We start from the raw sequence: 17063 nt of genomic DNA, 5'->3' as shown, positions 1-17063 counted from the left end.
GGTCGGTTGAATCCGATGTGTCTTATTTACTGGACTTCTTGAACATCCTCTAATACAGGAAAAGAATCTATAATAAGGAGTGCATCATCTATGGCAAAAGAAGTTTTAAGCAAAGATAATATTCATCTAAATGTAAGTTTAAGTGGGAAGGAAGAGGGGATTCGTTATACTGGTGGAATCCTAGTAGATAATGGTTATGTAGAAGCTTCCTATGTTGATAAAATGCTGGAAAGGGAAGAATTAACTTCTACTTTTATGGGGAATCATGTCGCTATCCCACATGGTACGGAAGATTCCAAGCAAGCAGTTAAAGAAACAGGGATTTCTGTTGTAACTGTCCCGGATGGTGTTGAATTTGGCGATGGAAATATCGTTAAAGTACTCATAGGAATCGCAGGTAAAGGAGACGAACATTTGGAAGTTCTGTCTAAAATTGCGATCGTACTTTCCGAAGAAGAAAACGTCCAAAAAATAGTAGATGCTGAATCAAAAGAAGAAGTCATACGTCTATTTGACGAGGTGAACTAATGTTAGCCGTACATTTTGGTGCAGGGAATATTGGTCGAGGCTTTATTGGAGCCTTGCTATATCAAGCAAGCTATCATACAACTTTTGTTGATGTAAACGAAGCTGTAATTCAGGAGTTGAACGAAAAGCAACAGTACAATGTTGTTTTAGCTGCTGAAAATAGTGAAAAGTTAACTGTCAAAAATGTTTCTGGCATTAACAGTGTCAGTGATCCTGATAAAGTGATAGAGGCTATTGCTAAAGCGGATCTTGTAACAACTGCTGTGGGTCCTACTATTTTAGCTATTATTTCAGAACTGATAGCTAAAGGGTTAAGTGAACGATTGAAATCAAATCAGAAAACCCTGAACATTATTGCCTGTGAAAACATGGTTGGTGGCAGTTCGCTATTAAAGGAAAAGGTATACGAACATGTAACAGATGAAGAGCGAAAAGCCTTTGATGATCTTTATGGTTTCCCTGACGCAGCTGTTGACAGAATTGTTCCCAACCAAGTAAATGAGGATATTCTGGAAGTATCTGTAGAACCTTATTATGAATGGGTCGTTGAAGAATCAGCTATCAAAGGTGAAACACCCACGATTGATGGGGTCACCTATGTAAAAGACTTAACACCGTATATTGAGCGGAAATTGTTTACTGTAAATACCGGCCACGCCGTACCTGCATATATTGGCCGGTATATGGGCTATGCAACGATAAATGAAGCGATGTTTGATCAACATGTTCAGGAAATCATCAAAGGCGTATTAAATGAATCTGGTGAAGCACTAATTCAAACATACCAATTCGATAGAGAAGAACATCAAACATATATAAATAAAATTATTCAGCGATTTAAGAACCCGCATATTTCTGATGAAGTCACCAGAGTAGGGCGCGGCCCAATTCGCAAGCTCGGACCACATGATCGTTTAATTCGACCAGCCAGTATCTATATGGACGTTACTGGTAACCAGCCAGTTTATCTTGCTAAAGTAATAGCGTCCGCCTTAGAATATAAAAACGGTCAAGACGAAGAAGCAGTTAAACTACAACAAATGATAACCGAACACGGCTATGAAAAAACGTTGCAATCCGTGTCCAAGCTAGATTCAACTCATCCATTAATTCCAGTTGTTATGACGGAATTAGAGGGAATTAAAGCATTAAAAAAATAATCGAATTGAACTCCTTTTGCGCAGTAGGCAAAAGGAGTTATTAATGTCGCGATACACTGGGTCGGGAGAGCGCGGTGCTCAAACGGATAGTGATAAATGCACATATTTAAAAGAAGGCGGTGATACCGAACCTCCAGTGTAGCTCGTTCTAATCATTCTCATTCATTCGGAATTGTGGGTTATTTCTCTAGCTGGAAAGGTAGTAGTGAGAGGGATGATCCTGCAAAATTCGTAGAGCGCGAAATGCATTGTCAGAGTTGTTTAACCAGCAATATTGATACAACTAATATAGATGGATTATACTTGATTACATATTGAAATACTTCCTTATTTGAGGTGCGAATCCCTTAATTCAGTTTCCTGTTCAATCGAACGTAAAGCAAGGGTCTCCATAGCCCTTTCCTGTCGTTTGCTGCTGGTAGTTAAAGTGTTCAGTTCCTCAGAGTTATTTACAATCTGCTTGTAATTGAGATCAATCTTATCTGAATTTCTATCTATTTTTTCCTCAAGGCGCTGAATGTCATCTTTTGTAGCCATGTTCCTGATGTCATCTTTCGTAGCCATGTTCCTGATGTCGTCTTTTGTAGCCATGTTCCTGATGTCGTCTTTCGTAGCCATGTTTCTGATGTCGTCTTTCGTAGCCATGTTCTTGATGTCGTCTTTCGTAGCCATGTTTCTGATGTCGTCTTTCGTAGCCATGTTTCTGATGTCGTCTTTCGTAGCCATGTTCCTGATGTCATCTTTCGTAGCCATACCAGTTTTAATTTCTTTTAATTCGTCAAATACCTGCTGAAACATTTCTTCGGTTAGCACTATTCTCATTCCCTTCTCTAATGCATTTTTCAACTTTTAGCTAATAGACTTACAAAAAAATATACCACTCTTTTTAAAATAGTGCAATTTCCTAAAATTAGGTTTTAACATTGAAAATTGCTTTTATAATGTAGTTTCCTTCATATAAAAAGTCAATTATCCAGTGATCAAGTGCAGGTGAAGACAGTTTTTACTAATTCATGTTTTTTTCAGACTATCACAGAACCAGCATTCTAATAAGTGAGGTAAACCGAAGACCAGTACACCTAACACCGTTGGAACTAATGATCCCGTAATAGCGGGGGTTCTAATTTTACTTCGTGAACTGTATATAAGGATAGAATCTGTAAACTAACGTTCGGATTGCCTCTACTATATTATCTGTAGATACTAGTGTCAATATGGCCTATATATCACTCTACGATCTACCCCACAATAATTTTCGCATGGTATTGTCTCCTGGTGCGCGGCCCGTCAAACTCGCAGAAATAAATGCCCTGCCAGGTGCCGAGCATCAGCTCTCCGTTTGAAATGACAAGAGTCTGTGTATGGCCGACTGTGCTTGTTTTCAAATGTGCTGCAGTATTTCCTTCGCCATGCTTGTCCTCTGGGTGGTTCCACGGATAAACTTCGTCAAGACGCATTAGCATGTCAGTTTTCACGTCAGGATCATTTTCATTTACTGTAATGCCAGCTGTTGTGTGCAAGGAAGAGACAATTAGAATTCCGTCATTGACTCCGGATTCTTTCACCCATTGCTCTAATGTGGAGGTTATTTCTATCAATTCTGAATGACTCGCTGTTTTTAAATGGAAGCTTTTCTGCATGTTAGCTCGTCCTTTCTCGGTGATTACTGATTTATACCTGTTAATTAATATATCATGCAATAATATATTAAGGCTATTATCTAAAGGGTTGGGAATGTGCTTTTCCCTGCGATTACTTTTTCCAACGAAAATAGTTGTTGTATTTTCCATAGGGCAGGGGGAAGCTGCGACAGCGTAACATCGCATTATGGTCTTCGAGGAGGCTCGCAGACCGCCCAGCGGCAAAGAAGACACCGTGAAAACGAACAGCGTGAATTTCCGGAGATGTCGCACTTGTACCCAAAAGTGGTGAAAGCGTAGTGTATTTTCCATAGCGGAATCAAAAAGCCACTCAATAGTAGCAGAGTTCAACCTACCATTACGTCCAAGCATCTATCAACTCCGATGGTAGAAAGCAACAAAACTTAAAAAAGAACCACAGCGGGTTCTTTTACAACTTAATCTATAAATTCTCTCGAATACTCTCTATTTCTTCTCTGTCAAGATGAGTAACCTTTGCAACAAACTCAATAGAGGAACCCTCTTTAAGTAATTCACCAGCTACTTTTTTTATCCCTCTTTCAATACCTTTTTCAATTCCTCTTTCTTCATAAGAAATTGGTAATTCCAGTATTTTTTCTGCTTCTTTCAATTGTTTAATTTCATCCATAAGTTCTTCCTCCTCTCGCTCATTAAGCGTTAAGTATTTTTCAAAAAAACTATGAATTAATCTTGTTTTAGCTGGGTTTAATTGCATTTTTCGGCATTATAGACATGTAGAAAATAGAACCTCATTGCTAGGCTCCTAAAGAAACCTCTCTATAAATTCTCTCGAATACTCTCTATTTCTTCTCTATCAAGATGAGTGACCTTTGCAACAAACTCAATAGAGGAACCCTCTTTAAGTAATTCACCAGCTACTTTTTTTATCCCTCTTTCAATGCCTTTTTTTATCCCTTTTTCAATTCCTCTTTCTTCATAAGAAATTGGTAATTCCAGTATTTGTTCCCCTTCTTTCAATTGTTTAATTTCATCCATAAGTTCTTCCTCCTCTCGTTCGTTAAGCGTTAAGTATTTTTCAAAAAAACTATGAATTAATCTTGTTTTAGCTGGGTTTAATTCCATTTTGGTCAGCATTCGCAGAAGTTCTATTTTCACCTTAATTCTCTCGTTTTCTTTATAACCCATTTTACTCAGTAATGCTGCGGCAACTGGGTTATTTGATTCAAGATAATTACGCCAATTCATTTTCCGTAACTCTAACAATAGAAAGTTGAAAGTAAGTACGTGAAAGAAAGGAAACGCAATTGTAAACTCATTTTGCTCATTTCGTTTTTCATCATAACTAAAAATGGCAATGGGTAAAATAGGTTTCCTATACTTATTATATAAAAGACTGAAATAGTGATACATTCTTTCATGGAAATTAGGCTGGCTGTAGCTTTGGGGTTCTACATGGATGATTATGAGTGTATCCTCACCCTTAAGCTTAGCCTCTATGACAATATCCGCTTTCCGGCTCTCACCGTCAATTAAATCTGTAAACACTTCTCCTGATAATGGCTTAATAGAGGTGAAATCGATATGATGATGTACTTCTGGGAAAAATGCTTCTAAAAATTCTTCAAAAAATGTGTGGATTAATTCCTTGAATAATTGGTCGTGGGGTATATACCTGGTGTGGTCTTCATGTACTAACAATGTTGCTGACATGGTAACACATCCTTTAAGTATAAATGAAATTGCAGGCGTTTTATTAAGGAGAAAAATTGTATTATTTAAGTCCCAATGTATTTTTCATGCGGTGTATATCTACTCTGTTTGCCCAAATTTCATCACGTAAGAGCTTTATTTGGACAGATATAATACTGTCTTCGTAGTCCTGTGTAAAGTCTTTTGTGTTTGGAATTTGTTCTATGTGTTCATCCTGTTTCACGTTATGCTCATCCTGCTTGCTTATGATTTGCTTTAACATACCAATAATTTGATCTTCCTTTTGCATGTGTATCACCTCCTATTTATGCCCTTATTATAGCATGTATTTATACAAACAAAATACGACTTTTAATATTACAATAAGTGAAAATTGCTAAATAGGTGGAAGCATTAGGGCTAATTTTAGATTTTCTCCTAAGGAAAAATTGAATTTATTCACAAACAGTATATGAAAGTGCAATTTTACTGTTTAGTCAGGTTAAAAGAAAAATGCTAATGTTGATTAAAAAGGAGTTAAATATGATTATAAAAGGGCGTCCAAAACCAAGAATACTAACAAAGTTTGAAGCAGTCATTCCACGGTTGAGACCGAGCTTTCCGAGGCTGGAAAAAATTAAAACAGCCGCTGCCGAAAGTAAGAAGGGCTATATAGGTGAAAAGAAAATTGATTACCACACTGATTTGCTGGCCACCAGATTTACGATTCTGTATGATGTATGCTTGGAAATCCAGGGCAAGAGGTTTCAAATAGATACAATCATCATTACGGAGCGGGCAATCTTTATGCCTGAGATTAAGAACTTCAATGGAACGATCACCTTTGACACGATCCTCAACCAATTTACCCGTGATGACCGCAATAAAGAAACCGGATACCGCTACCCCATCACACAAGCTGAACTTCATAAATTCAAGCTTGAACTTTGGCTTCAACAACATAACCTACGTAATATCCCCATCTATTTTTTCATTGCGATAAGTGAACCAAGTACCATTATAAAAGTAATTGGCGATCAGGAAGAGATCGCCAAAGTGGTAGCTCATGGAGAGTATATTCCTAAAAAGATACTAGATATGAATGCTGCATTAGCAAGTAGTGGTGAAAAATTGAACCAAAAAAAAATAGGCCATCTCATTCTAAGTGAATGCAAGGAATATGATAGGGATATCATGGCACAATTTGATATCAAACAAAGCGATTTACTGCCGGGGGTACAATGCCCAGGTTGCGGGCGTTTGGGGATGGAACGCATTCATGATGCCTGGAAATGCCAAAAGTGTCAAAAGAAATATCATAACGCACATAAACGTGCTTTGGAAGATTATTTATTACTGATTAAGCCTTGGATAACGAATTCGGAGTGTATGTATTGGCTCAATTTTAAATCAAAAAATATCGCAACAAAATTATTAAGAGAAATGGGACTACAATACAATAAGCAGCACAGAAGATGGACGTCTAAATAAGACTGCTGGGCACATAAATCCAAAATGTAACCGGCACTTAGTTAATTAATTAAGTGCCAATTTTAAAATTTATTGAATGAGCTGCATCCACTCGGGAGACAGCACCGTCCAAACGGGAGACAGCATCCGCCAAACGGGAGAGAGCACCGCCGAAACGGGAGACAGCACCGTCCAAACGGGAGAGAGCACCGTCCAAACGGGAGACAGCACCGTTCAAACGGGAGAGAGCACCTGCCAAACGGGAGACAGCATCTGCCAAACGGGAGACAGCACCAACCAAACGGGAGACAGCACCAACCAAACGGGAGAGAGCACCTGCCAAACGGGAGACAGCACCCGCCAAACGGGAGACAGCACCGTTCAAACGGGAGACAGCACCTGCCAAACGGGAGAGAGCACCGTTCAAACGGGAGACAGCACCTGCCAAACGGGAGACAGCACCGTTCAAACGGGAGACAGCACCGCCGAAACGGGAGACAGCACCCGCCAAACGGGAGACAGCACCTGCCCGGCCACCCCCACACCACAACAAAAAAAGGAACGCCAGCCCACGCTGGCGTTCCCTATAACCGGCCCTTAATTAACCAATTAACCAAACTAATTAACTAAGCCCCAATTTAGTAAAACCGTTTAAATCCTTCAAAGTGTTTCTTCCAATAAGAGTTATTTAGATTCGTAATTTGCACGCCGCTTGAGCTTGCATGGATGAATTCGTTGTTTCCTAAGTAGATTCCCATGTGTGAGATTCCTGCTTTGTAAGTGCCTGAGAAGAATACTAGGTCTCCTACTTGTGGCTTGCTTACGTAGAATGAGCGGTTGTAATAGCCTTCGCTTGATAGGCGACTTATGTTCATGCCAGCTTGCTTGTATGCATAATGGATGAATCCGCTGCAATCAAATCCGCCTGGAGTAGAGCCACCCCATACATATCTTGTGCCATTCACGCTTTTAGCTGTACTTATAAGTTTATTGACATTATAGCTGACACTTGCAGTTGGCTTCTCGCTCGCGCTACTACTAGAGCTAGAAGAACTTGTGCTAGCAGTCCCGCCAATGTTCAACTTTTGGCCGATTAGAATTAAATCGGATCTTAGGTTGTTCCAACTTTTTAAGTTAGCAACAGTAACACCTTGCTGTGATGCAATTCTGGATAAAGAATCACCAGACTTAACAACGTAAACAGATGTAGAACCTACTTGCTGGTTAGATGAACTAGTATTTGATGAACTACTTGAACTAGAGCTTGAGCTCGATCCAGTAGAACTGCTGGAACCAGACGCACTAACAGTGAAAACATTGCCTGGATAGATAAGTGTTGTGTTTAAGTTGTTCCATTTCATTAGGTTAGCTAGAGAAATATTATGTTTAGAGGCAATGCCACTTAGCGTGTCGCCGCCTTTAACTGTATATGTAGTAGATGTAGTAGTTTGATTATTGGATTGTGTCGTAGTAGTAGATTGGGTTTGTCCCTTATCTGTCTCTATTACCTGGTTAGGAAATATAATATCTCCTGAAATACTGTTTATGGTGCGTAACTGTGAAACACTGGTGTTGAATTTCTGTGCAATTGACCATAATGAGTCGCCGCTTTGTACCTTATAGGACGCTGCTTCTGTCTCATCAGCAACAAAAATTGCCGAAGCAATTGCTGCACTTGCAGTAACTGACATAATAATTTTTTTACTGGCCAAATCGATGTTTCCCCCTTCACATAACTATGTGCAATCTATAAAACTTCCAATTTTTTCATGGAATGCCTTAATTATATATTCTTTTGTCATAATATAATAGATTAATAGGGGATTTGTAATGCATTTGTAATATAACGATAAACTTTCCCGTTTTTAATAGAACTTATAGGGGAAAAATATTACAAATCATATGTATTTCATTACCGCGGGCCTTCCATGTTTCATAAATAACTATTCCTATTTTGGCTAAATGTGTTATAATTTCGATTATATTGTCGATATATAGTATAGAAAGCATATATACATAGAATATCAACTCTGAGTAACCATACCAGGACACGGGTACGGACCGCGAGCTGCTATGCAATGAGCATGTTCTGCAGACTCGCACAATTACTAAGCGGAATAGAACTAATTGGAGGTACAAAAATGGAAGAAACGATTTCCCTGAAGGAAATATTTGAAGTTGTTAAGAAGCGAATTCTGTTGATTATTGCTTTTTTGCTGGGGGCGGCGCTGATTGCTGCGGTTATTAGCTACTTTGTCCTCACGCCGACCTATCAAAACAGCTCACAGTTCCTGGTTACACAAGAAAGCCAGGATTCAAATACGCAGTTTAATTCGAATGATATCCGGACGAATGTGGAGCTGATTAATACATATAACGTTATTATTAAAAGCCCGGCAATACTGGAGGACGTAGTAACAGAATTAGGTCTGAATATATCGAGTGCACAGCTTTCTGATAAAATTCAGGTTCAAAGTGCGGATAACTCCCAGGTAGTTACGGTGACGGCAACAGACCCAAGTCCGGAAACAGCTACCCAAATTGCCAACACGACCGTTTCTATTTTTCAGGATAAAATTCCTGATTTGATGAATGTAGATAATGTATCCGTATTGTCCGAGGCTCAACTGTCGGATAATCCATCGCCTGTAGCTCCGAACCCAATGCTTAATATTGCCATTGCGGTTGTGCTGGGTGCGATGGTTGGAGTGGGAATTGCGTTCTTGCTTGAATACCTTGATAACACAATTAAGTCGGAAAATGATATCGAAAAAAAATTACAACTGCCTGTCCTTGGCGTAATCTCTCATATAGAGGATGACGACATTCGTATGGATCAAGCATTACCAACTGTAAATAGAAATCGAAGGGGTGAATTAGATGGCGCGCAGAAAAAGTCAGTCTAGAAATAATAAAATGCGATATTTAATTACGAAGCTGAGCCCACGTTCACCGATTTCTGAACAATACAGAACCGTTCGAACGAATCTTCAATTCTCTTCAGTTGATAAAGAATTGAAAACAATGCTTGTTACATCAGCCGGACCTTCAGAGGGCAAATCCATGACAACTGCAAATCTGGCAGTAGTGTATGCACAGCAAGGGAAGAAAATCTTGCTTGTCGATGCGGATTTACGTAAACCAACCGTACATTATACATTCCGGATGGATAACCTGAAGGGACTCAGTAATATTTTAGTAGGCGAGGATTTCCTGCAGGATGTTGTCGCACAGAGTGATACGGAGAATCTTGATGTGATCTCATGTGGACCGATCCCACCCAACCCATCTGAATTATTAGCGTCAAAAAGAATGGAACAGTTCATTGAAGATGCCAGCCAAATCTATGACATTATCATATTTGATACACCACCAATCCTCGCTGTTGCAGACGCGCAGATTATGGCGAATGTGTGTGATGGGGCAATCCTGGTTGTCCGCAGCAAGCAGACGGAAGTTGAAGCAGCTGGAAAAGCAGTGGAAGCACTTCAATCTGCTAACGCGAAAATTCTTGGTACGATTTTAAATGACCGCAGCAAGAAAGAAGCAAATTATTATTACTATTACGGAAAAAATTAATCTTAAAAAGTTCCTTATCAACAGATGATAGGGAACTTTTTTTGTATAAGTAGTGCTATCCGTAATCGCCACCCCTCCACGTCCAGCACCAAAGATACGACAAGCCCAGCCACATCAGCGTCACATCCCCCCAAGAAATGCAATTTTCAAGGCCAGCCGATTTAAACCGACTTTTCTTAATTTAAAACTGTTTTCTAAAAAGATTGTCACATCCATTTTATATATATATGTTTAAATACTCGTAGTTGGTGGAAATTATAAAGGAAAAAGATTTCTCCCTTTATTAGATGCACGGATCACAGAAAAGTCATACCCTTTTTTTACCAAGTTTATCAGCAAAACCCCTAATTAATACCATTTTACCGCGACTTATTGACAAGTAATGTAATAAAAACATGACTTTTTACCCAAAGATATGACTTAAAAGTGACTATACATCTTAACTTTAAGACGCTTTATTCTGATATACTTCGATAATGGGCATTATTACCTAATAAATTACCAATTTAACACCCAATTAACTTACTACAACACAGATACATATAGACACAGATAGATACAGATAAATAGAGATATAGAAACTATTATTAGGGGGAATAGACATGATCGATATTCATTGTCACATTTTGCCTGGTGTAGATGACGGAGCAAAGTCATTAACGGAAAGCCTGGCCATGGCACGTGAAGCTTCCAAGCAGGGAATCTATAAGATCATTGCAACACCGCATCACAATAATGGGTCATTCAATAACACAGGGGAAAATATTATAGGGGCAGTTAATTATCTGAACGGCAAGCTAAGTGAAGAACATATTCCGGTGGAGATTCTTCCGGGACAGGAAACGAGAATATACGGGGATATGCTGGAAGACCTGGAAAAAGGGATTGTCCTTCCATTGAACGTAACGAGCGGCTATGTATTTATTGAGTTACCTACCAGTCATGTGCCGCAATATACGACACAATTGCTGTTCGATCTGCAAATTGCAGGGTATAAGCCTATTATCGTACACCCGGAACGGAACCACGAGCTGATCGAACACCCGGACAAGCTGTACCGGATTGTGAAGAACGGTGCACTGACACAAGTTACAGCAGCTAGCCTGATGGGCGTAATCGGGAAAAAAGTACAGCAGTTTTCCCATCAGTTACTTGCAGCTAACCTGACGCATTTTGTAGCCTCCGATTCTCATGACCTGAAAAAAAGGGGATTTTATATGCGGGAAGCGTATAGGGATATTAAAAAGAACTATGGCAATGCAGTGGCTTTTCAGCTTATGGAGAACAGTGAACTGCTAGTAAGTGGACAGGCAATTCAAAAAGACCCACCTGAACGAATAGTAGCAAAAAAGAAATGGGGCATATTTAGTCGGTAAATAGGGAAGAGAATAGATTGGGATGTTTAGATTTCTATGTGCACAGAAATCTGCTGGCTGATAACCCGAATTGTTTGAGAAATACTGTCTTCCTATGCTATGCTATAACATAAAATTCAGATAAATAACATTATAGGAAGTGACAACATGATTGATATACATAGCCACATATTACCCGGTATTGACGACGGTGCACAAAGTCTTCAGGACAGCGCTGACATGGCCCGTGCAGCGGTTGAGGATGGAATACATACGATAATTGCAACACCACATCATCAAAATGGGAAGTATATGAATAATAAGGAAGATATTTTAGAGCATACAAAGGAACTGAATAATTACCTGCAGGATCAGAATATCCCGCTGCTGGTATTACCTGGGCAGGAAACGAGACTGTATGGGGACATGCTTTCCGATTTGAAAAATGAAGAGCTGGTAACACTGGCAAATAGGACGAATTATTTATTTGTTGAATTTCCTTCTGGTCACGTGCCGCGGTATGCCAAGCAGATGCTGTTTGATATTCAGGTCGCTGGTTACAAACCGATCATTGTGCATCCGGAACGGAATAGTGAGCTGACCGAACATCCTTCCATGCTCTATGAATTTATTCGAAAAGGTGCACTGGCTCAAGTCACTGCTGCAAGTATTGCAGGGAAATTCGGGAAAAATATTCAGAAGTTCTCGCACAAGCTCCTGGAAGCGAATCTGGCACACTTTATTGCATCTGATGCCCATAACACTACATCCCGTGGGTTTTGTATGCAGGATGCCTATCAGGAAATAAATAAACAGCATGGCAATGAGACAAGCTACGTATTAATAGAAAATGCACAGCTCCTTATTGAAGGGCAAAATATAAACCGGGCTGAACCTATTCCTGTTAAAAAGAAAAAGATACTGGGACTATTCTAAAGATAGAATCCACTGACGAAATAGGCTGTACGTTTTTTTGTATAGAGTATTTAGTACGATAGATTTAGAAGATTAGAGATAGCGTGATATACAAAAAAAACGTGCCATTTTTAAAAGGGGGGTCAGGTGTTGATTAAAGTAATGCTTATTGAAGACCAACGATTATTTAGAGAAGGAATTAAAGCGTTAATTCAACGTACAGATGACATACAAGTAGTTGGTATGGCAGATAGCGGAAAAGCCGCTATTGAATTAATCGACAAAAAGCAACCTGACATCATATTAATGGATATTAATAGTTCAGATGTGGATGGCATCCGAACGACCAGAGTGATAAAAAAAACCTATCCAGATGTAAAAGTAATCATGTTATCACAGCATGCTAAAGAAGATCTGGTGTTACAGGGAATCAGCGCAGGGGTTGATGGATTTCTGCTGAAGCGGCTGTTTGCAGATTCGTTGGTTCGTTCGATCCGGGATGCTTATCGGGGAGAAACTGTCCTTTCGGGATATGTTGCACGAGTTATCGTTGAACGAATACGTGAACTGACACTAGACAAGAAAGAATTACTGGAAGGAAGTCTAAAAAACCAAGGCTACCAGTTCACAAATCGAGAGATCGACATTGCCTATTTATTAGCGGAGGGCAACACAAACAAACAAATTGCCGTGAAACTGTTTCTTGGAGAAGGAACGGTCAAAAATTATATTAGTCAAATATATGCCAAGTTGGGAATCCACAGCCGAAAAGACACGGTTTCTTTTTTTCGAAATATAACCAAGTAATGGGATAAAATGGATTTCACTGGTGAGACCCACCGCGACCTGTGACTGCCTCTCTAACGCGCTTGATTTAAATGTACAAAATAAATAGTAGGAGAAGAATGATATGGAAAAGATATGTTACGTAAGTATGGCCCCGGATACAGCATCCATTCAGGCGCCCCTGGACAGACAGGAGAACATGACTGTCGCATGTCTTGTATACTCAGAAAATATACTGGATGTGACACAGATCCTAAAGCCTGATGTACTGATTGTCGATGTTGACGGGATCCCTACGGATGACGTAACAAGCCTTCTATGTAAGTTAAAGGAAGACAATCCGAAGCTGAAGACAATTGGGCTGCTGCCAAATGGGAAAGATACCTGCTTGTTACATATGATAGAAGCCTGCTTTGACAGTTTACTGCTAAAGACAGACAAGCTTGAAGCTGCCATTGTCGATGCAGTGAAATCCGTACTCTGCCAGCGTTACCTGATGCCTGTTGAAATAACCCGGGCATTTATCGAAGACATTCTGCAGTTGAAAGTTAATACCATTAATACATTTTATCAACGGTTGGAACAGCATGAAATCAACCTGTCACGAAGGGAAGCGGAAGTCGCCTACCTACTGAAGCAAGGTCTGAAGAATGAACAAATAGCAAAAAAGCTGCAGGTAAATGAAGGAACAGTAAAAGTACATGTAAGTCATTTATACAGCAAATTGAAAATGAAAGGCAGAAAAAACGTTATCGTTTTCCTGGAAGAGCTGATGTCGGCATAAATTCCCAGTTCCCCTCATACTAATTGCTTATTTGTTAAATAAACGGTTAAAAAACAAATAGACTAGTAGTATAGTGTAGGGGATAGATAGTGCTAATAATGTTTATAGTAGTCCCTATTTAATCGAACGTGGAGAAAAAAGAAGAAATAAGGTATTGAGAACCTCAATGAATTAACATATCACCCAAGAAAGGAGCCAAGCCATTGACCTATCGAACAAGGCTGTCGTTACTAGTCTTATTGGATTCCGTAATAGTCAGTACTGCCATATTCATAGCTTCCTGGATTGTCTACCCTTATACAGGGATATACCAGACAGAAGTTATTATTATTAGCGCAATAGCACTTCTATTCTTTCATCATTTCTTTGCAATGCTGTACAAGCTTTATAATAAGGTATGGGCATATGCGAGTGTAGGAGAGTTAGTCTCGATTGTTCAGGCGATTACTCTGTCAGTCCTGGCAGCGGGAATTGTCATGTACCTTGTGAATGACTTCGCAATTTACCGCCGCGCTTTACTCGTGACATGGATGCTTCATATTATATTAATCGGTGGTTCCCGTTTTGCATGGCGCATCTACCGTGATCGTTACATAGCAAACAAAGGCAAGCAAAAAAGGACACTGATTGTCGGTGCTGGCTCAGCCGGTGCGATGATCGCAAGGCAGTTAAAAAACGAACATAATAACGCAGAACTCTATCCTGTTGCTTTTGTCGATGATGATCTATCGAAGCAGCGCATGCAACTATACAATTTACCTGTTGCAGGAAGAGTTAAACATATCGCTGAAATAGTTAAGGCAATGGATATTGAACATATCGTAATCGCGATTCCTTCCTTACGTAATGGCTCCTTGGAGAAAATTGTCGCGGAATGCAGTAAAACAGAAGCGAAGGTGCAAATGATCCCGAAGATTGAGGATCTGATGACAGGGAAAGTATCTGTCAGTCATTTGAAAAATGTCGAAGTAGAGGACTTGCTTGGACGTGAACCAGTTGAGCTTGATATAAATGCAATTTCCAATTATGTCACAGGCAATACCGTGATGGTAACTGGAGCAGGTGGATCCATCGGTTCGGAGTTATGCCGACAGCTGATGCGTTTCACACCAAAGAAGATCGTTCTCGTGGGACATGGTGAGTTCAGCATTTATACGATTGATATGGAACTCAGAGGAAAGTATGGTGACACAAGTACCGAAATCATTCCGGTCATCGGAGATGTGCAGGATCGTAAACGTGTATTCGACATAGTAAACGAACATAAGCCATCGATTATCTATCATGCAGCAGCACATAAGCATGTGCCATTAATGGAGTACAATCCGCATGAAGCGGTGAAAAATAATATAATTGGTACAAAAAATGTGTCGGAAGCTGCAGATACATACGGTGTCAGCAAGTTCGTGCTTGTATCTACCGATAAAGCAGTAAACCCAACGAATGTGATGGGTGCAACAAAACGGATTGCAGAAATGGTCATCCAGGAATTAAGCACACGAAGCAAAACGAAATTTGTCGCCGTACGTTTCGGAAATGTGCTCGGAAGCCGAGGAAGTGTGATACCATTATTTAAAAAGCAAATTGAAAAAGGCGGTCCAATCACCGTAACCGATCCGGAAATGACGCGCTACTTCATGACAATCCCAGAAGCTTCCCGCCTCGTCATCCAAGCAGGAACACTTGCAAAAGGTGGAGAGATCTTTGTCCTGGATATGGGTGAACCTGTGAAAATTGTTGATTTGGCTCGCAACCTTATTAAACTATCAGGCTATACAGAAGAAGAAATTCCGATAGAATTCGCAGGCATTCGACCTGGTGAAAAGCTGTTTGAAGAATTGCTGGGTGAAGATGAGATTCTGCCTGGTGAAGTTTATGACAAGATTTATGTTGGCCGGACGGTTGAGGTTGACGCGGATATGCTCGTTAGCTTGATTGAGCGGTTTGATCAGTTCTCTTTAACTGAATTGAAGGATGAGTTAATGAAGATTGTATTTATGGAGAAGACGTTGATGGCTGTGAGAGGGTCGTAATTATATACAACAGAGAAAGGAGCCTTCGATATGGGAGATAGAATTTTTCTCTCATCGCCACATATGAGTGATGAGGGTTATGAAATGGAGTATGTTAAGGAAGCTTTTGATACGAACTGGATTGCTCCTCTTGGGGAAAACGTAAATGAATTTGAAAAAGAACTAGCGGCTAAAGTTGGTTCTAAAGCTGCTGCTGCACTTTCTTCTGGTACTGGAGCCCTTCACTTAGCTTTAAGAGCAGCGGGTGTTGGTGAAAGTGATATTGTATTCTGTCCAACACTTACTTTCTCAGCTACAGCAAATCCAATAATCTATCAAGACGCTAGTCCTGTTTTTATAGATAGTGACTATGAAACTTGGAATATGTGTCCTAACGCATTGGAAGAGGCTTTTGAAAAGTATCCTGAAGTGAAAGCGGTAATTGTAGTACACCTTTATGGTTTGTCTGCAGACATGGATAAAATAGTAGAGCTTTGTAAGAAGCATAATGTTGTTTTAATAGAAGATGCTGCTGAATCTTTAGGGACTTACTATAAAGGGCAACACACTGGAAGCTTTGGTGACTATGGTATCTTCTCATTTAATGGGAACAAAATAATTACTACTTCTGGCGGTGGTATGCTTGTTTCTAATAACGAAGAGAGAATTGCTAAGGCCAGATTTTGGGCCACTCAATCGAGGGATTCAGCAAGACACTATCAACATAGCGAATTAGGGTTTAATTACCGTATGAGCAATGTTGTTGCTGGAATTGGTAGAGGGCAGCTAAAGGTTCTGGACAAAAGAGTTAATAAGAAGAAGTATATTTATGAGTTTTATAAAAATGAACTTGGTGGACTTGAAGGGGTTCAATTCATGCCAAGTAATGAATGGGACGAGCCGAACTATTGGTTAAGCTCAATGACTTTGAGTGGTGAAGTTAGACCGATTGACGTTTTTGAAGCATTAGAGTCCGAGAACATAGAATCGAGACCTATATGGAAGCCAATGCATATGCAACCGTTCTTTGAGGAGTATGATTTCATTGGAACTGATGTTTCGGAGAAGTTGTTTGAGAACGGTGTTTGTTTGCCTAGTGATACGAAGATGACGGATGATGACTTGGAACGAACTGTAAATACTATTAAAATGCTGTGGTGAGA

General features: G+C 39.8%; 18 protein-coding genes. 11 read left to right on the top strand and 7 right to left on the bottom strand.

Annotated elements, in window-relative coordinates:
* Positions 1 to 90 precede the first annotated feature (90 nt).
* Together QGM71_RS07895 and QGM71_RS07890 are read left to right on the top strand one after the other, a co-directional pair.
* Positions 91 to 528, top strand: coding sequence for a PTS sugar transporter subunit IIA (locus QGM71_RS07895; protein WP_327606974.1), 438 nt, complete (start codon positions 91 to 93; stop codon positions 526 to 528).
* A complete protein-coding gene (locus QGM71_RS07890) occupies positions 528 to 1688 on the top strand; it encodes a mannitol-1-phosphate 5-dehydrogenase (protein WP_327606973.1) in 1161 nt (386 codons plus the stop codon). The genes QGM71_RS07895 and QGM71_RS07890 overlap by 1 nt, the downstream gene beginning before the upstream one ends.
* A 327-nt stretch (positions 1689 to 2015) precedes the next feature.
* Here QGM71_RS07890 and QGM71_RS07885 read toward each other — a convergent pair whose 3' ends face one another.
* From QGM71_RS07885 to QGM71_RS07865, 5 genes are all read right to left on the bottom strand, one after another.
* On the bottom strand, positions 2016 to 2510 hold the full coding sequence (locus QGM71_RS07885) for a hypothetical protein (RefSeq protein WP_327606972.1): 495 nt from the start codon (positions 2508 to 2510) through the stop codon (positions 2016 to 2018).
* A gap of 416 nt (positions 2511 to 2926) precedes the next feature.
* Entirely contained in the window at positions 2927 to 3328 is a 402-nt protein-coding gene (locus QGM71_RS07880) for a secondary thiamine-phosphate synthase enzyme YjbQ (protein WP_327607059.1), read from the bottom strand.
* A gap of 442 nt (positions 3329 to 3770) precedes the next feature.
* Complete coding sequence (locus QGM71_RS07875; protein ID WP_327606971.1) at positions 3771 to 3977, bottom strand: transposase; 207 nt, start codon at positions 3975 to 3977, stop codon at positions 3771 to 3773.
* Between the two features lie 149 nt (positions 3978 to 4126).
* The gene (locus QGM71_RS07870) at positions 4127 to 5020 is read right to left on the bottom strand and encodes an Rpn family recombination-promoting nuclease/putative transposase (RefSeq protein ID WP_327606970.1); all 894 of its coding nucleotides are present in this window, start codon (positions 5018 to 5020) and stop codon (positions 4127 to 4129) included.
* 61 nt (positions 5021 to 5081) lie between these two features.
* The gene (locus tag QGM71_RS07865; RefSeq protein WP_327606969.1) at positions 5082 to 5309 is read right to left on the bottom strand and encodes a hypothetical protein; all 228 of its coding nucleotides are present in this window, start codon (positions 5307 to 5309) and stop codon (positions 5082 to 5084) included.
* Positions 5310 to 5542: 233 nt separating this feature from the next.
* Between QGM71_RS07865 and QGM71_RS07860 the strand changes: the two genes are divergently transcribed.
* Entirely contained in the window at positions 5543 to 6490 is a 948-nt protein-coding gene (locus QGM71_RS07860) for a nuclease-related domain-containing protein (RefSeq protein ID WP_327606968.1), read from the top strand.
* 49 nt (positions 6491 to 6539) lie between these two features.
* Here the strand turns inward: QGM71_RS07860 and QGM71_RS07855 are convergent, their stop codons facing one another.
* On the bottom strand, positions 6540 to 7022 hold the full coding sequence (locus QGM71_RS07855; protein ID WP_327606967.1) for a hypothetical protein: 483 nt from the start codon (positions 7020 to 7022) through the stop codon (positions 6540 to 6542).
* 85 nt (positions 7023 to 7107) lie between these two features.
* Positions 7108 to 8181 (bottom strand): C40 family peptidase, encoded by a 1074-nt coding sequence (locus tag QGM71_RS07850; RefSeq protein WP_327606966.1) that lies wholly within the window; start codon positions 8179 to 8181, stop codon positions 7108 to 7110.
* A gap of 429 nt (positions 8182 to 8610) precedes the next feature.
* Between QGM71_RS07850 and QGM71_RS07845 the strand changes: the two genes are divergently transcribed.
* The 8 genes from QGM71_RS07845 to QGM71_RS07810 all read left to right on the top strand — a co-directional run bounded on the left by QGM71_RS07845 (position 8611) and on the right by QGM71_RS07810 (position 17061).
* The gene (locus tag QGM71_RS07845) at positions 8611 to 9375 is read left to right on the top strand and encodes a YveK family protein (RefSeq protein WP_327606965.1); all 765 of its coding nucleotides are present in this window, start codon (positions 8611 to 8613) and stop codon (positions 9373 to 9375) included.
* Positions 9350 to 10048: a CpsD/CapB family tyrosine-protein kinase gene (locus QGM71_RS07840; RefSeq protein WP_327606964.1), complete on the top strand. Its 699-nt coding sequence runs from the start codon at positions 9350 to 9352 to the stop codon at positions 10046 to 10048. The genes QGM71_RS07845 and QGM71_RS07840 overlap by 26 nt, the downstream gene beginning before the upstream one ends.
* 602 nt (positions 10049 to 10650) lie before the next feature.
* Entirely contained in the window at positions 10651 to 11424 is a 774-nt protein-coding gene (locus QGM71_RS07835; protein ID WP_327606963.1) for a tyrosine-protein phosphatase, read from the top strand.
* Positions 11425 to 11571: 147 nt separating this feature from the next.
* A complete protein-coding gene (locus tag QGM71_RS07830; protein ID WP_327606962.1) occupies positions 11572 to 12339 on the top strand; it encodes a tyrosine-protein phosphatase in 768 nt (255 codons plus the stop codon).
* A gap of 129 nt (positions 12340 to 12468) precedes the next feature.
* Entirely contained in the window at positions 12469 to 13125 is a 657-nt protein-coding gene (locus QGM71_RS07825) for a response regulator transcription factor (protein ID WP_327606961.1), read from the top strand.
* Positions 13126 to 13228: 103 nt separating this feature from the next.
* Positions 13229 to 13888, top strand: a complete 660-nt coding sequence (locus QGM71_RS07820) for a response regulator transcription factor (RefSeq protein ID WP_327606960.1) — start codon at positions 13229 to 13231, stop codon at positions 13886 to 13888.
* A gap of 203 nt (positions 13889 to 14091) precedes the next feature.
* A complete protein-coding gene (locus tag QGM71_RS07815; protein ID WP_327606959.1) occupies positions 14092 to 15921 on the top strand; it encodes a polysaccharide biosynthesis protein in 1830 nt (609 codons plus the stop codon).
* 30 nt (positions 15922 to 15951) lie between these two features.
* Positions 15952 to 17061: a DegT/DnrJ/EryC1/StrS family aminotransferase gene (locus QGM71_RS07810; protein WP_327606958.1), complete on the top strand. Its 1110-nt coding sequence runs from the start codon at positions 15952 to 15954 to the stop codon at positions 17059 to 17061.
* Positions 17062 to 17063: the final 2 nt, after the last annotated feature.

Source organism: Virgibacillus tibetensis, from assembly GCF_036026595.1.
Taxonomy (GTDB): Bacteria; Bacillota; Bacilli; order Bacillales; family Amphibacillaceae; genus Virgibacillus_P; species Virgibacillus_P tibetensis.
This window is presented reverse-complemented; position numbering and strand designations above follow the sequence as displayed.

Coding starts and splice junctions, on each gene's coding strand:
- QGM71_RS07895 (WP_327606974.1), top strand. CDS start 91: ATGGCAAAAGAAGTTTTAAGCAAAGATAATATTCATCTAAATGTAAGT.
- QGM71_RS07890 (WP_327606973.1), top strand. CDS start 528: ATGTTAGCCGTACATTTTGGTGCAGGGAATATTGGTCGAGGCTTTATT.
- QGM71_RS07885 (WP_327606972.1), bottom strand. CDS start 2,510: ATGAGAATAGTGCTAACCGAAGAAATGTTTCAGCAGGTATTTGACGAA.
- QGM71_RS07880 (WP_327607059.1), bottom strand. CDS start 3,328: ATGCAGAAAAGCTTCCATTTAAAAACAGCGAGTCATTCAGAATTGATA.
- QGM71_RS07875 (WP_327606971.1), bottom strand. CDS start 3,977: ATGGATGAAATTAAACAATTGAAAGAAGCAGAAAAAATACTGGAATTA.
- QGM71_RS07870 (WP_327606970.1), bottom strand. CDS start 5,020: ATGTCAGCAACATTGTTAGTACATGAAGACCACACCAGGTATATACCC.
- QGM71_RS07865 (WP_327606969.1), bottom strand. CDS start 5,309: ATGCAAAAGGAAGATCAAATTATTGGTATGTTAAAGCAAATCATAAGC.
- QGM71_RS07860 (WP_327606968.1), top strand. CDS start 5,543: ATGATTATAAAAGGGCGTCCAAAACCAAGAATACTAACAAAGTTTGAA.
- QGM71_RS07845 (WP_327606965.1), top strand. CDS start 8,611: ATGGAAGAAACGATTTCCCTGAAGGAAATATTTGAAGTTGTTAAGAAG.
- QGM71_RS07840 (WP_327606964.1), top strand. CDS start 9,350: ATGGCGCGCAGAAAAAGTCAGTCTAGAAATAATAAAATGCGATATTTA.
- QGM71_RS07835 (WP_327606963.1), top strand. CDS start 10,651: ATGATCGATATTCATTGTCACATTTTGCCTGGTGTAGATGACGGAGCA.
- QGM71_RS07830 (WP_327606962.1), top strand. CDS start 11,572: ATGATTGATATACATAGCCACATATTACCCGGTATTGACGACGGTGCA.
- QGM71_RS07820 (WP_327606960.1), top strand. CDS start 13,229: ATGGAAAAGATATGTTACGTAAGTATGGCCCCGGATACAGCATCCATT.
- QGM71_RS07810 (WP_327606958.1), top strand. CDS start 15,952: ATGGGAGATAGAATTTTTCTCTCATCGCCACATATGAGTGATGAGGGT.